14 protein-coding genes and 2 pseudogenes are annotated in these 17,030 nt (G+C 65.2%); 6 read left to right on the top strand and 10 right to left on the bottom strand.

The features are described from left to right. The first annotated feature begins 128 nt into the window (after nt 1–128). On the top strand, nt 129–941 hold the full coding sequence (locus tag QMX85_RS15565) for an outer membrane protein OmpK (protein ID WP_282342329.1): 813 nt from the start codon (nt 129–131) through the stop codon (nt 939–941). 81 nt (nt 942–1,022) lie between these two features. Here QMX85_RS15565 and QMX85_RS15560 read toward each other — a convergent pair whose 3' ends face one another. Both QMX85_RS15560 and QMX85_RS15555 read right to left on the bottom strand, forming a co-directional pair. Continuing rightward, entirely contained in the window at nt 1,023–3,599 is a 2,577-nt protein-coding gene (locus QMX85_RS15560) for an EAL domain-containing protein (protein WP_282342327.1), read from the bottom strand. Between the two features lie 108 nt (nt 3,600–3,707). Beyond that, nucleotides 3,708–4,040, bottom strand: coding sequence for an antibiotic biosynthesis monooxygenase family protein (locus QMX85_RS15555; RefSeq protein ID WP_282342325.1), 333 nt, complete (start codon nt 4,038–4,040; stop codon nt 3,708–3,710). Between the two features lie 395 nt (nt 4,041–4,435). Between QMX85_RS15555 and QMX85_RS15550 the strand changes: the two genes are divergently transcribed. Next, a complete protein-coding gene (locus QMX85_RS15550; protein WP_282342323.1) occupies nt 4,436–5,368 on the top strand; it encodes an AraC family transcriptional regulator in 933 nt (310 codons plus the stop codon). Between the two features lie 75 nt (nt 5,369–5,443). Here the strand turns inward: QMX85_RS15550 and QMX85_RS15545 are convergent, their stop codons facing one another. Beyond that, on the bottom strand, nt 5,444–5,869 hold the full coding sequence (locus QMX85_RS15545) for an organic hydroperoxide resistance protein (RefSeq protein ID WP_282342321.1): 426 nt from the start codon (nt 5,867–5,869) through the stop codon (nt 5,444–5,446). Between the two features lie 199 nt (nt 5,870–6,068). After that, the gene (locus QMX85_RS15540) at nt 6,069–6,518 is read right to left on the bottom strand and encodes a MarR family transcriptional regulator (protein WP_282342319.1); all 450 of its coding nucleotides are present in this window, start codon (nt 6,516–6,518) and stop codon (nt 6,069–6,071) included. 411 nt (nt 6,519–6,929) lie between these two features. Between QMX85_RS15540 and QMX85_RS15535 the strand changes: the two are divergent. Together QMX85_RS15535 and QMX85_RS15530 are read left to right on the top strand one after the other, a co-directional pair. Further along, nucleotides 6,930–7,064, top strand: a pseudogene (locus QMX85_RS15535) (general stress protein); the annotation flags it as partial. A 58-nt stretch (nt 7,065–7,122) separates the two neighbouring features. Next, nucleotides 7,123–7,257 (top strand): annotated as a pseudogene (locus QMX85_RS15530) (general stress protein); the annotation flags it as partial. 139 nt (nt 7,258–7,396) lie between these two features. Here QMX85_RS15530 and QMX85_RS15525 read toward each other — a convergent pair. From QMX85_RS15525 to QMX85_RS15510, 4 genes are all read right to left on the bottom strand, one after another. After that, nucleotides 7,397–7,687: a DUF6506 family protein gene (locus tag QMX85_RS15525; RefSeq protein WP_090223775.1), complete on the bottom strand. Its 291-nt coding sequence runs from the start codon at nt 7,685–7,687 to the stop codon at nt 7,397–7,399. 23 nt (nt 7,688–7,710) lie between these two features. After that, nucleotides 7,711–8,658: a bifunctional enoyl-CoA hydratase/phosphate acetyltransferase gene (locus QMX85_RS15520; RefSeq protein ID WP_282342315.1), complete on the bottom strand. Its 948-nt coding sequence runs from the start codon at nt 8,656–8,658 to the stop codon at nt 7,711–7,713. 182 nt (nt 8,659–8,840) lie between these two features. Beyond that, a complete protein-coding gene (xsc, locus tag QMX85_RS15515; RefSeq protein WP_090223778.1) occupies nt 8,841–10,601 on the bottom strand; it encodes a sulfoacetaldehyde acetyltransferase in 1,761 nt (586 codons plus the stop codon). Nucleotides 10,602–10,943: 342 nt separating this feature from the next. Then, nucleotides 10,944–12,413 (bottom strand): PLP-dependent aminotransferase family protein, encoded by a 1,470-nt coding sequence (locus QMX85_RS15510; RefSeq protein ID WP_282342312.1) that lies wholly within the window; start codon nt 12,411–12,413, stop codon nt 10,944–10,946. A 170-nt stretch (nt 12,414–12,583) separates the two neighbouring features. On the opposite strand from QMX85_RS15510, the gene thiS reads away from it, so the two are divergent. Together thiS and QMX85_RS15500 are read left to right on the top strand one after the other, a co-directional pair. Next, nucleotides 12,584–12,784: a sulfur carrier protein ThiS gene (gene thiS / locus QMX85_RS15505; RefSeq protein WP_175534287.1), complete on the top strand. Its 201-nt coding sequence runs from the start codon at nt 12,584–12,586 to the stop codon at nt 12,782–12,784. A gap of 36 nt (nt 12,785–12,820) precedes the next feature. Beyond that, the gene (locus QMX85_RS15500) at nt 12,821–13,618 is read left to right on the top strand and encodes a thiazole synthase (protein ID WP_282342310.1); all 798 of its coding nucleotides are present in this window, start codon (nt 12,821–12,823) and stop codon (nt 13,616–13,618) included. Nucleotides 13,619–13,750: 132 nt separating this feature from the next. Here the strand turns inward: QMX85_RS15500 and QMX85_RS15495 are convergent, their stop codons facing one another. Next, on the bottom strand, nt 13,751–15,085 hold the full coding sequence (locus QMX85_RS15495; protein WP_282342308.1) for an MFS transporter: 1,335 nt from the start codon (nt 15,083–15,085) through the stop codon (nt 13,751–13,753). Between the two features lie 89 nt (nt 15,086–15,174). Continuing rightward, nucleotides 15,175–16,839 carry a choline dehydrogenase gene (locus QMX85_RS15490; protein WP_282342306.1) on the bottom strand — a complete coding sequence of 555 codons (1,665 nt, stop codon included), beginning with the start codon at nt 16,837–16,839 and terminating at the stop codon, nt 15,175–15,177. Nucleotides 16,840–17,030 lie beyond the last annotated feature (191 nt).

The raw sequence follows: 17,030 nt of genomic DNA, 5'->3' as shown, positions 1-17,030 counted from the left end.
GAACGGATTCTTTAGCGGACGGGCGAGAAACAGGACGGCTCTTGGCTTCGTTCTTGCTAAATCGCCTCAAGCCTGACTGAACGGACAGGTTATTAGATCGATAATTTTTGCACCGGGAGCCAACACCGATGAAACGTACCCTTACCTCTCTGATCGTTGCAGGCGGACTTCTCGCCGCAGGCCAGGCCATGGCCGACGGCCCGCTGCTCTGGCAGGGAAACAGCCTCACCTATCTGAATGGCCATGACTACAAGGTCAACCCGGGCATTCAGCAGACGGTGACTTTCGAACACGCCAGCGGTTGGACCTGGGGCGATATGTTCATGTTCGTCGACTGGATCAACTACAACGGTGAGGCGGACAGCGGTCAGGGCAACAGCACGTACTACGGCGAATTCTCGCCGCGTCTCTCCTACAGCAAGCTGAGCGGCAATACCTTCTCCTTCGGCCCGGTCACCGACGTGCTGCTGGCCGCCACCTACGAGCGTGGCGAGAACCGTAATCGCAACTACCTGCTCGGCCCGGGCTTCGACCTGGCCATCCCTGGTTTCGATTACTTCCAGCTGAACTTCTACTACCGCAAACCCGACGGTATCACCGGTGTTCCGTCCGGCCAGTGGCAGATCACCCCGGCCTGGTCCTACACCCTGCCGGTCGGCGACTCGGACATCCTGATCGACGGCTTCATCGACTGGGTGGTGAACTCCAAGGGCTCGGAATCCAAGGGCGATTACGTGTCCAAGAACCTGCACATCAACCCGCAGATCAAGTACGACCTGGGCAAGGCCCTCAACATGGGCGAGAAGAAAGTCTATGTCGGTATCGAATACGACTACTGGAGCGACAAGTACGGCATCAAGGACGGCGGCTTCGTCAGCGACAACTTCGTCGGCAAGACCGACCAGAACACCTTCAGCGTGATCGCCAAGGTGAACTTCTAAGCGCCTGACGCTTCCACCCGCCCGGCGGGTGGCCGTATCCGGACTGCCCGCGCGATGAGAATCGCGCGGGCAGTTTTCGTTTCAGGGGTTGCTGCGCAGGGCCTCGCGGAACGCCTCCGCCACCATCGGCCGGCCCAGATAGAAGCCCTGCGCCTCCTCGCACTCCACCTGCAGCAGAAGGTTCAACTGATCGGCCGTTTCCACGCCCTCGGCCGTCACCGTCAGGGTCAGCGCCTTGCCCAGGCCGACGATCGCCTGAATGATCGCCAGGCTGTCCTCCGAGTCGGAGAGGTCGCTCATGAAGCTGCGGTCGATCTTCAGCCCGTCGAAGGGGAACGCGCGCAGGTAGCTGAGCGACGAATAACCGGTGCCGAAGTCGTCCATCGACAGCCGCACGCCCAGGGCCTTGAGCTGCAGCATGGTCTGCAGCGCGCCCTCGGCATCGTCGAGCATCACGCTTTCGGTCAGCTCGAGCTCCAGTTGACCAGGCGGGAAGCCGGTTTCCTCGAGCACCGCGCGGACCCGTTCGACCACCTCGCCACGCTTGAACTCGATGGGCGACAGGTTGACCGACACGAAGGCCGTGCTCGGCCAGGAGCGTGCCTCCAGGCAGGCGGTGCGCAACACCCAGTCGCTGAGGGGAACGATCAGCCCGGTCTCCTCGGCGAGCGGGATGAACACGTCGGGCGCCAGCCGTCCGCGCTGCGGATGCTGCCAGCGCACCAGCGCCTCGGCACCGGCGATGCGTTGCCCATCGACCCGGTAGCGCGGCTGGAACTCCAGCCGCAGCTCGCCATCGCGCAGCGCGTGGCGCAGGTCCTGCTCCAGCAAGCGGCGCTCGACGACCCGCTCGTTCATGCCGCTGGCATAGAAGCGCCAGGTGTCGCGCCCGGCTTCCTTGGCCTCGTAGAGGGCGATGTCGGCGTAACGCAGCAGCTCTTCGGCCTGGGTGCCGTCGGCGGGCGCCAGCGCGATGCCGATGCTGGCACCGATGAACACCTCGTTGTCGTCGATCATGAAGGGTTGCTGGATGCGCGCGAGCAGCCGCCGGCACAGCCGTTCGACCTCGTACTGGGAAGAGATGCCGGTGACGATCAGGGTGAACTCGTCGCCCCCCAGGCGAGCGACCAGATCGCCCTCGCGCAGGCACTGGCGCAGACGGGCCGAGACCTCGTTGAGAACGCGGTCGCCGGCGGCGTGGCCGAGCGCATCGTTAACCGGCTTGAAGCGGTCCAGGTCGACGCTGAGCATCACCAGCGGATGCTCACGGGTCGGCGAAGCCTGCAACTTGCCATCGAGGAATTCCTGCATGCGGCGGCGGTTCGGCAGGCCGGTCAGCGCGTCGTGCTGCGACAGATGCTCGATGCGCGCCCGCGCCTGGATCTCCTCGGTGATATCGGCCGCGGTGCCGCGATAGCCGGCGCTTCCGGAAATCCGCCGCAGCGAGAGGGAACAGGCGCGCTCCAGTCCGTCGCCGGCGACGTATTCGCATTGCAGGACGCTGCGGCTGCCCGGACGCGGTGTGTGACCGTCGAGCCAGGCGGAAACCGAACCGGCCGCGCTGGTCAGCAACTCGTCGATCGGGCGCCCGAGCCAGGCTTCGCGGGAATGCCCGCTGACCTCTTCGAAACGCTCGGACAAGTAGGTCAGGCGATGCTCGTCGTCGATTTCCCAGATCCAGTCGGAGGCCGCTTCGGCGACCTGGCGGAAGCGCTCCTCGCTGTCGGCCAGCGCCGCGCGCCCTGCCTGCAGGCTGGCGTAGCTGAGTTCCATCGCCCGCGCCGCGACGAGCGAGCGGCGCAATGCGACCACCGTCAGGCCGACGATCAGCAGACCGGCGCTCACCAGCAGCGGCAGCACCAGCGAAAGAAGGTAATGGCCCGGCTCGGTGGCTTCCCAGCGCAGCTGCAGCGCGCCATCCTGCACCGGCAGTGCCAGGTTCGGCTGGGCCTGTCCGTCCGCTGCATCCCGGGCCAGGCGCAGCCCATGGATGCCGTAGTCGTCGCCCAGCACCTGCAGTTCGCCGTCGCTGAGGGTGTCGACGAACAACAGCACCGAGGCCGGCCCCGGCACTTCGGCGACCTCCGGGTCGCCACCGATGGTCAGGGCCGCCGCGGCGACCAGCGTCGGACGCCCATCGACGCGCAGGTAGCGGCTGGCGCTCTCGCCCAGCTCGGCGCTTTCGCGCGCGGCTGCCACCAGGTCGGACAGGTCCTGCTGCAACCATTGGCCGGCATCCAGCGACCGTCGCAGCTTGCCGTCGATCACCGCGTAAGAGGTTCTGCCATAGGCGTCAACGACGAACAGCGCTTCGCAGCCCTGGTCGTCGAACAGCGTCGGGCCCAGGTTCTGCCGGGTGTAAGCCCAGTCGAGGTCGAGTTTCACATGGAGGTTGCGATAGGCATCACCCCAGAAGGCGTTGTCCATCACCGACGCCTGCAGGCGCTTCTTGCGATTATCCAGCGCCTTCTTCACATAGAAGAGGCCCTGCTCGTTCGCCGCCTGATTCTGACTGCGAGCGATGGTGATCAGGGCGATACCGGCGGCGACGAACAGCGCCAGCAGCAGAGCGGAAATCCAGAGCAGCGATCGTCGGGCGCGACGCGAATTTGCAGCGGTAAAAGCGGACTCGCCTGGCAAGGAGGAAGAGGTCGACATCGGGAAAACCACGGCGCTCTATTAATTGGCGCCGGTATCCTGTCATACGACGACCCGGAGGAGAACATTCATTCGCCGAAACCTGCTCCCGCTGGTCTTTCGACGGCCTCAGGCCGCGCAGCGCTGGGCCGCTTCCTGCGCTGCGAAAGTGCCTTCCAGCGTGCGCAATTCCAGCTCGCGCGCACTGCAATTGTCGATGATCGTCGAGAACACCTGCGCCTGCGGCGAGCCGAGGTAGCTCATCAGCGCATCGCGCGACGACCACACGGCGTGGACCAGCCACAGGTCTGTGTCCCCGGCGTCGCGCTGCACCGCGCAGTGCAGGCAACCCGGCGCCGCGTGCGCGGGCTGGAGCAGCGTCGAGAGCTGGGCGCCCAGCTCATCCGAGCGTCCGCGACGGGAACGGATGAGGGCCAACTGGGTAACGGTCTGGTCGAACATGCTGCGGTCCTCCCGATGAGGGCGATAGGGCTTTGTTGTCGATAGGCCGGGCGGGTGCCGGGCGCGACACCTGGGCGGCATCGCTGGAACGAGGCGAGAGGAAGGCCGGCACCGGCTCGATAGCCTATGACCTGAACCGGGAGACAGCCTTGGTGTGAAGCCTAGGCCCCGGCAAGCGCCGGCGGGTAGTCGATTCCTGCTGGTTTATTGCCTGAAACTGTCAGCGCGTCCGCCTGACGTTCGCCATCGGGCTTTGGCGCCGGATAAATGCCTGGGCGCCCCCGATTGCCTGATCCTGCTCATTGGTTGTCCGTTTCTGCCGCCCGAGCGGCGTCGGGCAGACGCGCGCGAACGCGCGGGATAAGCTTGCGAAAAGCCCTTCGGGAGGTTCGAACATGTCGCTGCCCCACTCCTCCAATTCGCCCTTGCCGCTGGAGATCGAAACCCGCCGCACCGAGCTAGCCGACCTGGTAATGCGCCATGTACCCGGCGAAGGCGTCCACACCACCGGAATTTCCAAGCTCGACCTGATCCGCGGCGACCAGCCGACCGAGCATTCCACGCCGGCCCTCTATGAACCCTGTCTTTGCCTGATCGCCCAGGGCCGCAAGCAGGCCTGCCTGGGGGAGGAGATCTATTTCTACGACCCGCTGCATTACCTGATCGCGTCCGTTTCCCTGCCGATTTCCGGACGGGTGATCGAGGCGTCGCCGCAGGAGCCCTACCTCTGCGTGCGACTTTCGCTGGACCTGGCGCAGATCACCGAGCTGATCGCCGAAACCGGCATTCCGCAGCCGCCCCGCTCGCAAAGCAGCCGCGGATTGTTCGTCGAGCGTGTCGACTCGTCGCTGCTGGATGCGATGTCGCGTCTGCTGCGCCTGCTGGAAACACCGGCGGACGCGCCGACGCTGGCGCCGCTGATCATCCGCGAGATCTACTACCGCCTGCTGCGCAGCCCGCAGGGCGCGCGCCTGCAGGAAATCGCCATCGTCGACAGCCAGGCCCACCGCATCGCCCGCGCCATCGAGTGGCTCAACCAGCACTATCACAAGCCGCTGCGCATCGACGACCTGGCACAGGTGGTCAACCTCAGCTCGTCGACGCTGCATCACCGCTTCAAGTCGGTCACCGCGATGAGCCCGCTGCAGTACCAGAAGCAGCTGCGCCTGCAGGAAGCCCGGCGCCTGATGATCACCGAAGGGCTGGACGCTTCGGCCGCCGGCTACCGCGTGGGCTACGAGAGCGCCTCGCAGTTCAGCCGCGAATACAGCCGCCAGTTCGGTGCCCCGCCGCTGCGCGACCTGGCGCGCCTGCGCACCTCGGCCTGACGAATCGCAGGCGAAAAAAAAGCCGCCACGGAAGGCTTCCGTGGCGGCTTTTGTCGTTACCGCAGCGAGACGGGCTCAGACCAGCGTGAGGGTCACGTCGATGTTGCCACGGGTCGCGTTCGAGTAAGGGCAGACGATGTGCGCCTTCTGCACCAGTTCCTCGGCCTCCGCACGTTCCAGCCCCGGCAGGGTGATCTTCAGCTCGACCTCGATGCCGAAGCCGGTGGGAATCGCGCCGATGCCGACCACGCCTTCGATCCAGGTGTCGGGCGACAGCGCGTGCTTGTCGCGGGCGGCGACGAACTTCAGCGCACCCAGGAAGCAGGCCGAGTAGCCGGCAGCGAACAGCTGCTCGGGGTTGGTGCCCTGGCCGCCGGAGCCACCGAGCTCCTTGGGCGTGGCCAGGCTGACGTCGAGCACGCCATCGGAAGAGACGGCGCGGCCATCACGGCCACCGGTGGCATCGGCATAAGCACGGTAGAGAACGTTTTCGATCGACATGGTGTATTTCCTTTTCAAGAGTGGGGTCAGGTGCAGGCGCCCGTTGGCGTCGCGGTAGACGGACGGGCGCGAGCAACCGGGGTACTCCTGCTCTGTAGCGCAAATCAGATCCGTGGAATTAAGTTAGCTCGCATTTATTTTGCGCGCAAGTTATTTGTCGAAAAATTTGCCCAGACAGAAAAAACCCGCCGGCGGCGGGTCAGAGGACGTTTCGGAAATGGCTTCGCAAGGTGACCAACTGGTCCTTCAGCGCGACCAGTTCCTCCACGCTCTGGCCGCTGGCCTCGACGATGCAGAGCGGGAACGCCTCGGCCTGCTTGCGCAGCGCCCAACCCGCTTCCGTGACATGCAGTTCGACCACGCGCTCGTCGCTGCTGCTGCGGGTGCGCGTGATCAGCCCGATGCCTTCCAGGCGCTTGAGCAAGGGCGTCACCGAGCCGGGGTCGGTCAGCAGTCGAGCGCTGAGATCGCCGACGGTGATGCCATCGCCCTCCCACAGCACCAGCATCGCCAGGTACTGCGGGTAGGTCAGCCCTACCGCCTGCAGCAGCGGCTTGTAGATCTTGGTCATCAGCAGCGAGGTGGAATAGAGCGCGAAGCACAGCTGGTTATCCAGCTTCAGTTCCTCGCAGGCATCGGTCCTGGACATGGCGGAGTCCTCCGTTCGACGGCGATAACGTTAACGCGCAAAATGATTCTGCGCCAGTTATTGCCACCAAAGTACACCTATTCGGGAGGCTCTAGTGCAGGCATTCAAACGAAGCGGTGTATCGAAAAACACACTCGAAAGTTGCGTCGAAGTTCAACGCGGAGCGATCAATCGAGCATCGTGCTCCATCGTCGAGACAACATAAAATGCAACTGTGCGCCAACAGATAATTGCAAAAAGCCACCCCTGATTAATTCATGGAAAACCATTCGTCAGTGTTCCATGGATATGCGACTGAACGCCGAACTAGTTGGCGAAAGCGGTCTCAGAAAAAGTGCAAGCCGATGGTAATGATTCTTGAATCAGCGTACTAGCGACGGAGGAAAACCCTTTATGGCTACCCCGCACAGCAACCCCGGAAACTTCGCCAACAACCGCGAGAAGGCCGCCGAAGCGGGCCGCAAGGGCGGCCGCAACAGCGGTGGCAACTTCGCCAACGACCGGGAACGCGCTTCCCGAGCCGGTCGCAAAGGCGGCTCGAACTAGGCGGACGGAACCACCGGAAACCCCTCAATCGATGAAGGAGTGCAGCATGGCTCATTCGAATCCTGGCAACTTCGCCAATGACCGCGAAAAAGCGGCAGCCGCCGGGCGCAAGGGCGGACAGAACAGTGGTGGCAACTTCGCCAACAACCGTGATCGGGCGTCTGAAGCCGGTCGCAAGGGCGGCTCCAGGTAACTTCGGAGCAGCGCAGCACTTATCGCGCAAACTATCGAGTCGCGGCGATCAGCGTATTGAACTTAATCGCACCTACAGATGCAGAAACGGGAAAGTTGCCTGAGCGACTTTCCCGTTTTCATATAGCAAGAGCTGCTCGTTAGCCGACGGCACTCAACGGCGGCGCATCCAGATACTGCACCAGCCCCACCCTCGCCCGCCCCTGCAGCGCCTGGCGAACCTGCTCGGCGTCCCGCATATCGAAGCCGCCGGACAGCTCGATCACCTGCACATGCCGGGTGAGCAGCTCTTGGGCAACCATGACCGCCTCCTCGACGGTCCGCACCGCGCATACGGCGATTTCGAACTGCTCCGATTTCAGGCGCCCCTGATGGGCGAGGAAGTCCATGTCGGGCGTCTTGACGATGAATCCATAGCGTTGTTGCAGCATGCACTGTTCCTCCAGGTGTTCGCTCAGCTGGCCCGCTCGTGGAGCCGGCCGCGCTGATGGTCGATGAAGATCGAGGCCAGCGCGCAGGAGGCCAGGCGCGCCTCCAGCGGGTCGGCACGCGAGGTGATCATGATCGGCACCCGTGCACCGAGCACCAGTCCGGCCGCCGTGGCGCCCATGAAGTACACCATCTGCTTGAAGAGGAAGTTGCCGGCCTCGAGGTTCGGCACCAGCAGGATGTCGGCGTTACCCGCCACCTCCCCGGTGATGCCCTTGATCTGCGCGGCTTCCACCGACACGGCGTTGTCGAACGCCAGCGGTCCTTCGATATGCGCGCCGCCGAGGGCGCCGATGGCCGCCAGCTTGACCAGTTCGGCGGCGTCTACGCTGGACGGCATGGCGGCGGTGACCTCCTCGGTGCCGGAGAGGATCGCCATGCGCGGCTTGGCGTAACCCAGCGCGTGCATCAACTCGATGGCATTGCGCGCGATGTGCAGCTTGTCGATCAGCGTCGGCTGCACGTTGATCACCGCATCGGTGATGCACAGCGCGCGGTCGTTGCCCGGCAGCGTCATGTGGAAGACGTGGCTCAAGCGACTCTGGGTGCGCAGCCCGGCCTCGCGCTTGAGCACCGCGCGCAGCAATACGTCGGTGTGCAAGTGGCCCTTCATCAGCGCGTCCGCTTCGCCGCGACCGGCGAGCATCGCGCTGATCTGCGCGCTCTGCGCGTCGTCGTCGGCCTGCAGCAGGCGGATGCCATGCAGATCCCAGCCGATGCGCTCGGCCAGCGCGCGGATGGCGGCGTCGTCGCCAACCAGGATCGGTTCGATCAGCCCTTCGTCGCAGGCCTGGCGCGCGCTGGACAGGCTCAGTTCATTGACCGGATTGACCACCGCGGTGACCACCCTGGGCAGGCGCTTGGCGCGTTCGAGCAGGAACGGCGGGCATTCACGGGGAATCGTGCTGAGCATGAAGGCTCTCCGGTAGAAAGATTCGGGATGTGGCGCCACGGCGCCGGCCTGTACCGTCGAACGACGGTGCAGGAACTCGGATCAGTGGAGCGACACACGTGCAGCGCGTGCCGTTCCAGGCCTCCCGGGCAAGGAGGATGCCGGCCCGCAGCCGGACGGCAGCGGGCCGAAGCCTTACACGATCAGCAGTAGTCCTTGTACTTGTCGAGGTAGCGCACCGGCTTGGACAGCGCATCGCGGCGGAACGGATCGCCCAGCTCGCGGGTACACATGATCTCGATCACCGTGGTCTTGCCGTCCTTCTGCGCGGCGCAGGCGGCCTTCAGCGCCGGACCTACGTCTTCCAGACGGTCGACGGTGACGCCTTCGGCGCCCATCGCCCGGGCGATCTCGGCGAAGCTCTGGTTCTCCAGATCGCCGGCGACGAAGCGGCGGTTGTAGAAGTCCACCTGATTCTTCTTCTCCGCGCCCCACTGGCGGTTGTGGAAGACGATCGAGGTGACCGGAATGTTCTCCCGCACGCAGGTCATGATTTCCATCATCGACATGCCCCAAGCGCCGTCGCCGGCGTAGGAAATGGCGGTGCGGTGCGGCGCGGCGACCTTGGCGCCGATGATGGTCGGCAGCGCGTAGCCGCAGTTGCCGAAGCTCATGGCGGCGAAGAACGAACGCGGCTTCTCGAAGCGCAGGTAGCTGTTGGAGACCGAGTTGATGTTGCCGATGTCGGTGGAGACCATGGCATCGGCCGGCATCGCCTTCTCCAGCTCGCGCAGGACCTGGCGCGGGTGCAGGTAGCTGCCCTCCTCGCCCTCCTGCTCCTTGATCATGTCCAGCGAGTATTCGTCCTTCTCGTGGACCCATTCGTCGAGTTCCGCTTCCCAGGCGGATTTCTCCGCGGCGATTTCTTCGGCACGCGCGCCCTTGGTCTGCAGGCAGGCCACGTCCAGCGCCTTGAGGCGTTCGTGCAGGCTGACGGCGGCGGCCTTGGCATCGCCGCAGATGCCCACGGAAATCTTCTTCACCAGGCCGAGCATGGTCGGGTCGCAGTCGATCTGAATGATCTTGGCATTCTTCGGCCAGTAATCCATGCCGTGTTGCGGCAGCGTGCCGAATGGGCCGAGACGGGTGCCCAGCGCGACCACCACATCGGCGCGGGAAATCAGCTTCATCCCGGCCTTGGAGCCCTGGTAGCCGAGCGGACCGCACCACAGCGGGTGGCTGGCCGGGAACGAGTCGTTGTGCAGGTAGCTGTTCACCACCGGCGCACCGAGGAATTCGGCCAGCGCCTTGCACTCCTCCACCGCGTCGCCCATCACCACGCCGCCGCCGGAGATGATCACCGGGTTCTTCGCCTGCGCCAGCATCGCCGCGGCTTCGGCCAGGCTCTGCTCGCCGCCGGCGCTGCGCTCGATGCGGATCGGCTTGGGAATCTCGACGTTGATGTCGCCGTAGAAGAAGTCGCGCGGGATGTTCAGCTGGGTCGGGCCGTTTTCCAGCATCGCGCGGTCGAAGCAGCGCGCGGTCAGTTCGGCCATCCGCGCCGGGTTGGCGACATGGCCCTGGTACTTGGTGATGGTCTCGAAGAACGGCAGTTGCTGGGCTTCCTGGAAGCCGCCGAGGCCCTGGCTCATCGAGCCGGTTTCCGGGGTGATCACCACCACCGGGCTGTGCGCCCAGTAGGCGGCGGCGATGGCGGTGACGAAGTTGGTGATGCCCGGCCCGTTCTGCGCGATGCATACGCCGTGGCGGCCGCTGACGCGCGAATAGCCGTCGGCCATGTGCCCGGCGCCCTGCTCGTGGACCACCGGAATGAAGCGGATGCCGGCTGGCGCGAAGATGTCCATCGCGTCCATGAAGGCCGAGCCCATGATGCCGAAGATGTCGGTGACGCCGTTGGCGACCATCGTTTCGACGAGCGCCTCGCTGGGAGTCATGCGTGCCATGTATTGTTCCTTATCGGTTGGTTGCGTGCAGCGACTCGCGCGCCGCGGGAAGGGAGAGCGGGGACGACGACGCCATCCGCGCGGGTCGCGCGACGGCCTGGCGGGCGTGATGGGTGTTCACGGATCGGGTTTTCGCCGGCATCTGCGCCTCGCCCCTTGTTGTTCTTGTGGCTGACATCCGTCGCGACCGCCTCGTGGGCGAGGCCGCGCGAACCTGGACCAAGACTAGGAGCTGCGCGCCCCGCCGCCATAGGGCCAGTTCCCTGCCATGCGTTACGCCAGCCGCTCTGCCGCGGCCTGCGGCGATGGGACCAGTCGGCAGGAAATCGTCGTACCAGGGCGTCATGAGCACAGCCCCTGGATCAGTTCGGCGAGAATCTCGATGCCCGGCCGGATGCGCTCCACCGGAATCGACGAATAGCCGAGCCGGAAGAAATTCTGCGGCGCGTTCTCGCTGTGGAAATGGATGTCGCCGGGCTCGATCAGCACGCCGCGCTCGGCGGCGAGCTGGCGCAGCACGCGGGCATCCAGGTTGTCCGGCCCCTTCACCCAGTAGCAGGAGCCGCCGAAGGCGGGCTGCTGCGACGACTCGGGAAGAAACTCGTCGAGCGCCGCGTGCATCGCCTGCGAGCGCTCCTCGTAGGCCTGCATGAGCGTCATCATCAGCGCGTCGTGGTAGCCGCGTTCGAGGAACAGCGCCACCGAGCGCTGGTTGTTCGCCGCCGGGTGCCGCACCATCAGCCGGCGCAGCGCGCGCGCCTCGCGAATCAGCGCTTCCGGGCCGACCAGGTAACCGACGCGCAGCCCCGGCGCGAGGGTCTTCGACAGGCTGCCGGTGTAGATCACCCGCTCGTTGCGGTCGAGGCTCTTGAGCGCCGGCGTCGGGTTGCTGCGGTAGTTGGTCTCGCTTTCGTAGTCGTCCTCGATGATCAGGAAATCATGCCGGTGTGCCCGCTCCAGCAATTCGTAGCGCCGCTCCAGCGGCATGGTCACGGTGGTCGGGCACTGGTGGCTGGGCGTCACGTACACGCAATCGCAGGCGGCCAGGCGGTCGTCGATGATCAGCCCGTGCTCGTCCACCGGCAACGGCAGCACGCGCGAGGGGTTGAGCAGCGCGATGTTGCGCACGTCCATGTAGCCGGGGTCCTCTATGCCGAGGCAGCGGTCCTTGTCCAGCAGCAGGCGGGCGAGGATGTACAGCGCCTGCTGCGCGCCGACGGTCACCAGAATCTGCTCGGGCCGCGCCCAGACGCCGCGCCGCGGAAGCAGGCGGGTGCGGATTTGCTCCATCAGCAGCGGGTCGTCGTTGTCGAGGCGGTCGCTGGCCCAGTCGCGGATCGCCGGTACGCTGACGGCGTCGCGGCAGCACTCGCGCCAGTTGGCGGTGGGAAACAGCGCCGGGTCGAACTGCCCGTAGATGAACGGATAGGGAAAGTTCTGCCAGTCGCGCGGCTTGATCTTGTTGCGCTGGGCGGACGGATTGAGCACGAAATGCCTCGACCAGTCCGGCGCATCCTGCGTGCGCGGCGCCTGCTCGACGCGCGGCGCGGCGGGCTGGCGCGAGAGGATCGCCGGGTTGACGTAGTAGCCGCTGCGCTCGCGCGCCAGTAGGTAGCCGTCGTCGAGCAGGTGCTCGTAGGTCAGCACCACCGTGTTGCGCGCGATGTTCAGTTGCTTGGCCAGCTTGCGGCTGGAAGGCAGCGGTTTTTCCAGCGGCATATTGCCGTTGAGGATCGCCCGGGCGATCTGCTCGCGCAGCTGCTGCTGCAGGCTGGCGGCCTTTTCCGGGGACAAATGGAACAGTTGCAGCATCACGACCTCGCGTTCTAATTGTTGTTGTCGGACCGGCGGATCGACGCGTGCACGCCTCCGCGATGACGCCGCCGCGCTGGCACCAACGAGAGCAAATCGTTGGCCCTGCATGGCGCCGCGAGCGGCCGGGCAAGCTGGTGGCGGACACAACCGACCGGCCAGGCCGCATGATCGAGCTTCATATAAACGGCGAGGCGCACCGCCTGCCCCAGCCCTGCACCCTCGGCGAACTGCTGCAAAGGCTCGACCTGCAGCAGCGCCGGGTGGCGGCGGAACTTAATGGCTGGGTGATCCCGCGCAGCCAGCACGGGGCATGCGTACTCGCCGACGGCGATCGCCTGGAACTGGTCCACGCCATCGGCGGCGGCTGACTCCGGTCGCGCCACGCCGCCGCACAAGGAGCTGCCATGAACGTCGCCACATCCCCGCCGGACTGCCTGATCGTCCACGGTCACATCTTCACTTCGCGCCTGCTGGTCGGCACCGGGCATTACGCCGACCTGGAGCAGACCCGCGCCGCCGTCGAGGCCAGCGGCGCCGAGATGGTCACCTTCGCGGTGCGCCGCAGCAACCTCGGCCAGGACGCCGCGCAACCGAACCTGCTCGAGGTGATCCCGCCCGAGCGCTACACCCTGCTGCCGAACACCGCCGGCTGCTACACCGCCGAGGATGCGGTGCGCACCTGCCTGCTCGCCCGCGAACTGCTGGACGGCCACGACCTGGTCAAGCTGGAAGTGCTGGGCGACCCGAGGACGCTCTACCCGGACATCGGCGAAACCCTCAAGGCCGCCGAAACGCTGGTTCGCGAGGGGTTCCAGGTGATGGTCTACACCAGCGACGACCCGCTCGCCGCGCGCAAGCTCGAAGACCTCGGCTGCGTCGCGATCATGCCGCTGGGCGCGCCCATCGGCTCCGGGCTGGGAATCCGCAACCCTTACAACATCGGCCTGATCGTGGAGAACGCCCGGGTTCCGGTGATCGTCGACGCCGGCGTCGGCACACCCTCGGATGCCACCTTCGCCATGGAACTGGGCTGCGCCGGCGTGCTGATGAACACCGCCATCGCCAAGGCCCGCGATCCGCTGCTGATGGCCGCGGCGATGCGCAAGGCGGTGCAGGCCGGGCGCGAGGGTTACCTGGCCGGGCGCATGCCCCGGCGTTCGCTGGGCGACGCCTCGTCGCCACTGGGCGGTCTGTTCTACTGAGACTGAGATAGTCGCCTCCTCGCCCCACCGGGCTTCATGCCCGGAGGGGCTCGTCGTTTTCCGCGCTGATCCACCACACGAAGCAAAGCCAGCGTCTCCTCGCGAAGACGCTGGCCGGGCCGTTTCGAGTGGTTACGGCATGGCGCGCGCCGGGTTAGCGCTACCGGCCGAGGCCTGCTTTTCCTTGCCCTGTTTCTTCGCATGCCGACCGATCCACCAGGCCGAGTAGGCGCTGATCACGCCGACGCCGAGCACGTACCAGCAGGTACTCCAAGGTTGCCCGCCGCTGCTGCGCATCAGCGCGGTGGCGATCATCGGGGTCAGGCCGCTGGCAAAGATGCCGGAGAACTGATAGACGAAAGAGATCCCGGTGTAGCGCACCTTGGCATCGAACAGTTCGCAGAACATCGCCGCTTCCGGCCCGTAGACCGAGGCGTAGAAGATGCCGAACGGGATCACGATGGCCAGCCAGATGGTGAACATGTCGCCACCGCTGGTGGTCATCAGCCAGAACGCCGGGAAAGCCGAGATGCCGGTGATCAGCGAGCCCCACAGGTACACCCGGGTTCGGCCGATGCGATCGGACAGCGCGCCGAACAGCGGGATGGTGAAGCACATCACCACCGCGGCCACCATCACCCCGATCAGCGCTTCCGAACGGGGCAGGTTGAGCGTCTGCGTCAAGTAGCTCAGGGAGAACACGCCGAACACGTTGAAGAACACGCCGTCGATGTAGCGCGCGCCCATGCCGGCCAGCACGTTCTTCGGATAGCGCTTGATCATGTCGATGAAGGGAATGCTGGCCTCGGCGTTCTCCTGCTTGACCTTGGCGAACTCCGGCGTCTCCATCACGTTCAGGCGAATCCAGGTGCCGAGGAACACCAGCACCGCGCTGAGCAGGAAGGCCGCGCGCCAGCCCCAGTCGAGGAATTGTTGGTCGCTGAGCGCGTAGGATAGGAACCCGACCACGCCAGAGGCCAGACACAGCCCGATGGCCAGGCCGACCTGCGGCAGGCTGGCGTAGAAGCCGCGCTTTTTCTCCGGCGCGTACTCGAACGCCATCAGCACCGCGCCGCCCCACTCGCCGCCCAGTCCGATGCCCTGGAACACGCGCAGCAACAGCAGCAGGATCGGCGCCCAGACGCCAATGGTGTCGTAGGTCGGTACCAGACCGATGAGGAAGGTGGCGACGCCCATGATCATCATGGTCATCACCAGCATGCTCTTGCGCCCGATCTTGTCGCCGAAGTGGCCGAAGATCACGCCGCCCAGCGGCCGGGTGACGAAGCCGACGGCGAAGGTGCCGTAGGCGAGCATGGTCGACACCAGCGGATCGTCCGAGGGGAAATACAGCTTGTTGAAGACGATGCCGGCGACTACGCCGTAGAGGAAGAAGTCGTACCACTCGATGGTGGCGCCGATGACGCTGGCGGTTACGACCTTGCGTAACGAGTTTTGCGATGACATGGCAGTGCTCCTATTTTTGTTTTGCTAAGCGACAGGCTCCGCTGGCGCCCCGCAGGGCGCGGTTGGCAGGTCCGTCACGTGGAGGTCGGTCAGGATGCCTGGGCTTCTAGTTCTGCACGCGTCGAAGTCAATGGGACTCGCTGGCTGAGCGAGGGCTGGTTCGCCTCTTCGAGGATCATCTCCGAGGCCTTTTCCGCGATCATGACCACCGGCACGTTGGTGTTGCCGGAAACCAGGGTCGGCATGATCGAACAGTCCACCACCCGCAGCCCCTGCACACCATGAACACGCAGGCGCTGATCCACCACCGCCAGCGGGTCGTTGCCCATCTTGCAAGTGCCGGACGGATGGAAGATCGAGGCGCCGTATTCACGGCAGAATTCGAGAATTTCGGCGTCGCTCTCGCACGCCGCACCGGGCCGGTACTCGCGGCGGATCAGGCTCTTCAGCGGCTCGGTTTCGGCCAGCTTGCGGGTGTAGCGGACGCCGGCGATGGCGGTCTGCCGGTCCAGTTCGGCGGACAGGTAGTTGGGCTGCATGGACGGCGCGTCCATCGGGTCAGCAGACTTGATCCGCACGTAGCCGCGGCTCTGCGGACGCAACTGGCAGACCGACATGGTGAACCCAGAGAACGGGTGCACGCTGCCTCCGGCTGAGTCCGCGCTGAGGGTGCCGAAGTGATACTGGATATCCGGCAACCCGTCAGGCGAATGGACATTGGTGAACAGCCCGCCCTGATTGATGCCGATCGCCAGCGGGCCGGTGCGGGTCAGCAGCCATTGCATGCCCATGCGCATCTTGCGCACGAGCGAGTTGAGGTCGTCGTTGGTGGTGATCGGCTGGGTGCACTCGTACATCAGGCGGATCTGCAGATGATCCTGCAGATTTTCGCCGACACCCGGCAGCGCATGCACCAGCGGGATACCGAACTGCTGCAGCAGTTCGCGCGGGCCGACGCCCGACAGTTGCAGCAACTGCGGCGACTGCAGCGCGCCGGCGCTGAGAATCACCTCGCGGTTGGCGCGCACGCTCAGCGAGCGACCGCCCTGACGGTACTGCACACCCACAGCACGGGTGCCTTCGAACAGCACCTTCTCGGCGTGCGCGTTGGATTCCACCGTCAGGTTCGGCCGGCCCATGGCTGGGCGCAGGTAGGCCACCGAGGTGCTGCAACGCAGGCCGTTGCGGGTGGTCAGCTGGTAGTAGCCGACGCCCTCCTGATCGCCAGTGTTGAAATCGTCGACCCGTGGCACACCGAGCCCGTTGGCGGCGCCGATGAAGGCTTCGGTGAGCGGATGACGGGCCTTGATGCTGGAGGCCCAGAGCGGCCCCTCGGTGCCGCGGGTAGGCCCGGCGCCGAGGTCGTTGTGTTCGGCGCGGCGGAAGTACGGCAGCACCTGGTCCCAGCTCCAGCCCTCGTTGCCGGCGGCGGCCCAGGCGTCGTAGTCGGCCTTCTGCCCGCGGATGTAGATCAGCCCGTTGACCGAGCTGCAGCCGCCGAAGCCGCGACCGCGCGGCCAGTAGATCTTGCGGTCGTGCATGCCCGGGTCGGGGTCGGTGTAGAAACCCCAGTTGTACACGGGGTGGAACATCGTCTTGGCATAACCGATGGGAATGTGGATCCACAGGTAGCGGTCCGGCGGCCCGGCCTCCAGGAGGCAGACGCTGTATCGACCGTTCTCGCTCAACCGGTTCGCCAGTACACAACCGGCAGAACCGGCGCCGACAACGACATAGTCGTAGGCGCGTGACATTCGGGAATCCTCTTGTTTTTATATTTCATAAATCCGAACAACGCTTGAAAATTAAAACATTACGGACCACTTTCATGGAACCAGAAGTCTTTCTCCCATGAGGCCACCGCCGGCAGAATTTCCAAATCCCGCAGAAAGCCTTTATAAATCAGTAACGAAGTTAAAGAAGACCATTTGCCGGCCGGAACAGG

The sequence above is a fragment of the Pseudomonas sp. PS02288 genome, from assembly GCF_029959715.1.
GTDB lineage: Bacteria > Pseudomonadota > Gammaproteobacteria > Pseudomonadales > Pseudomonadaceae > Pseudomonas_O > Pseudomonas_O kuykendallii.
The sequence above is the reverse complement of the archived record's forward strand: the minus strand, read 5'-3'. Positions and strand labels throughout refer to the sequence as shown.

Excerpts from the sequence above, each read along its gene's own strand:
- QMX85_RS15565 (WP_282342329.1), top strand. The coding sequence starts at position 129 with ATGAAACGTACCCTTACCTCTCTGATCGTTGCAGGCGGACTTCTCGCC.
- QMX85_RS15560 (WP_282342327.1), bottom strand. The coding sequence starts at position 3,599 with ATGTCGACCTCTTCCTCCTTGCCAGGCGAGTCCGCTTTTACCGCTGCA.
- QMX85_RS15555 (WP_282342325.1), bottom strand. The coding sequence starts at position 4,040 with ATGTTCGACCAGACCGTTACCCAGTTGGCCCTCATCCGTTCCCGTCGC.
- QMX85_RS15550 (WP_282342323.1), top strand. The coding sequence starts at position 4,436 with ATGTCGCTGCCCCACTCCTCCAATTCGCCCTTGCCGCTGGAGATCGAA.
- QMX85_RS15545 (WP_282342321.1), bottom strand. The coding sequence starts at position 5,869 with ATGTCGATCGAAAACGTTCTCTACCGTGCTTATGCCGATGCCACCGGT.
- QMX85_RS15540 (WP_282342319.1), bottom strand. The coding sequence starts at position 6,518 with ATGTCCAGGACCGATGCCTGCGAGGAACTGAAGCTGGATAACCAGCTG.
- QMX85_RS15525 (WP_090223775.1), bottom strand. The coding sequence starts at position 7,687 with ATGCTGCAACAACGCTATGGATTCATCGTCAAGACGCCCGACATGGAC.
- QMX85_RS15520 (WP_282342315.1), bottom strand. The coding sequence starts at position 8,658 with ATGCTCAGCACGATTCCCCGTGAATGCCCGCCGTTCCTGCTCGAACGC.
- xsc (WP_090223778.1), bottom strand. The coding sequence starts at position 10,601 with ATGGCACGCATGACTCCCAGCGAGGCGCTCGTCGAAACGATGGTCGCC.
- QMX85_RS15510 (WP_282342312.1), bottom strand. The coding sequence starts at position 12,413 with ATGCTGCAACTGTTCCATTTGTCCCCGGAAAAGGCCGCCAGCCTGCAG.
- QMX85_RS15500 (WP_282342310.1), top strand. The coding sequence starts at position 12,821 with ATGAACGTCGCCACATCCCCGCCGGACTGCCTGATCGTCCACGGTCAC.
- QMX85_RS15495 (WP_282342308.1), bottom strand. The coding sequence starts at position 15,085 with ATGTCATCGCAAAACTCGTTACGCAAGGTCGTAACCGCCAGCGTCATC.
- QMX85_RS15490 (WP_282342306.1), bottom strand. The coding sequence starts at position 16,839 with ATGTCACGCGCCTACGACTATGTCGTTGTCGGCGCCGGTTCTGCCGGT.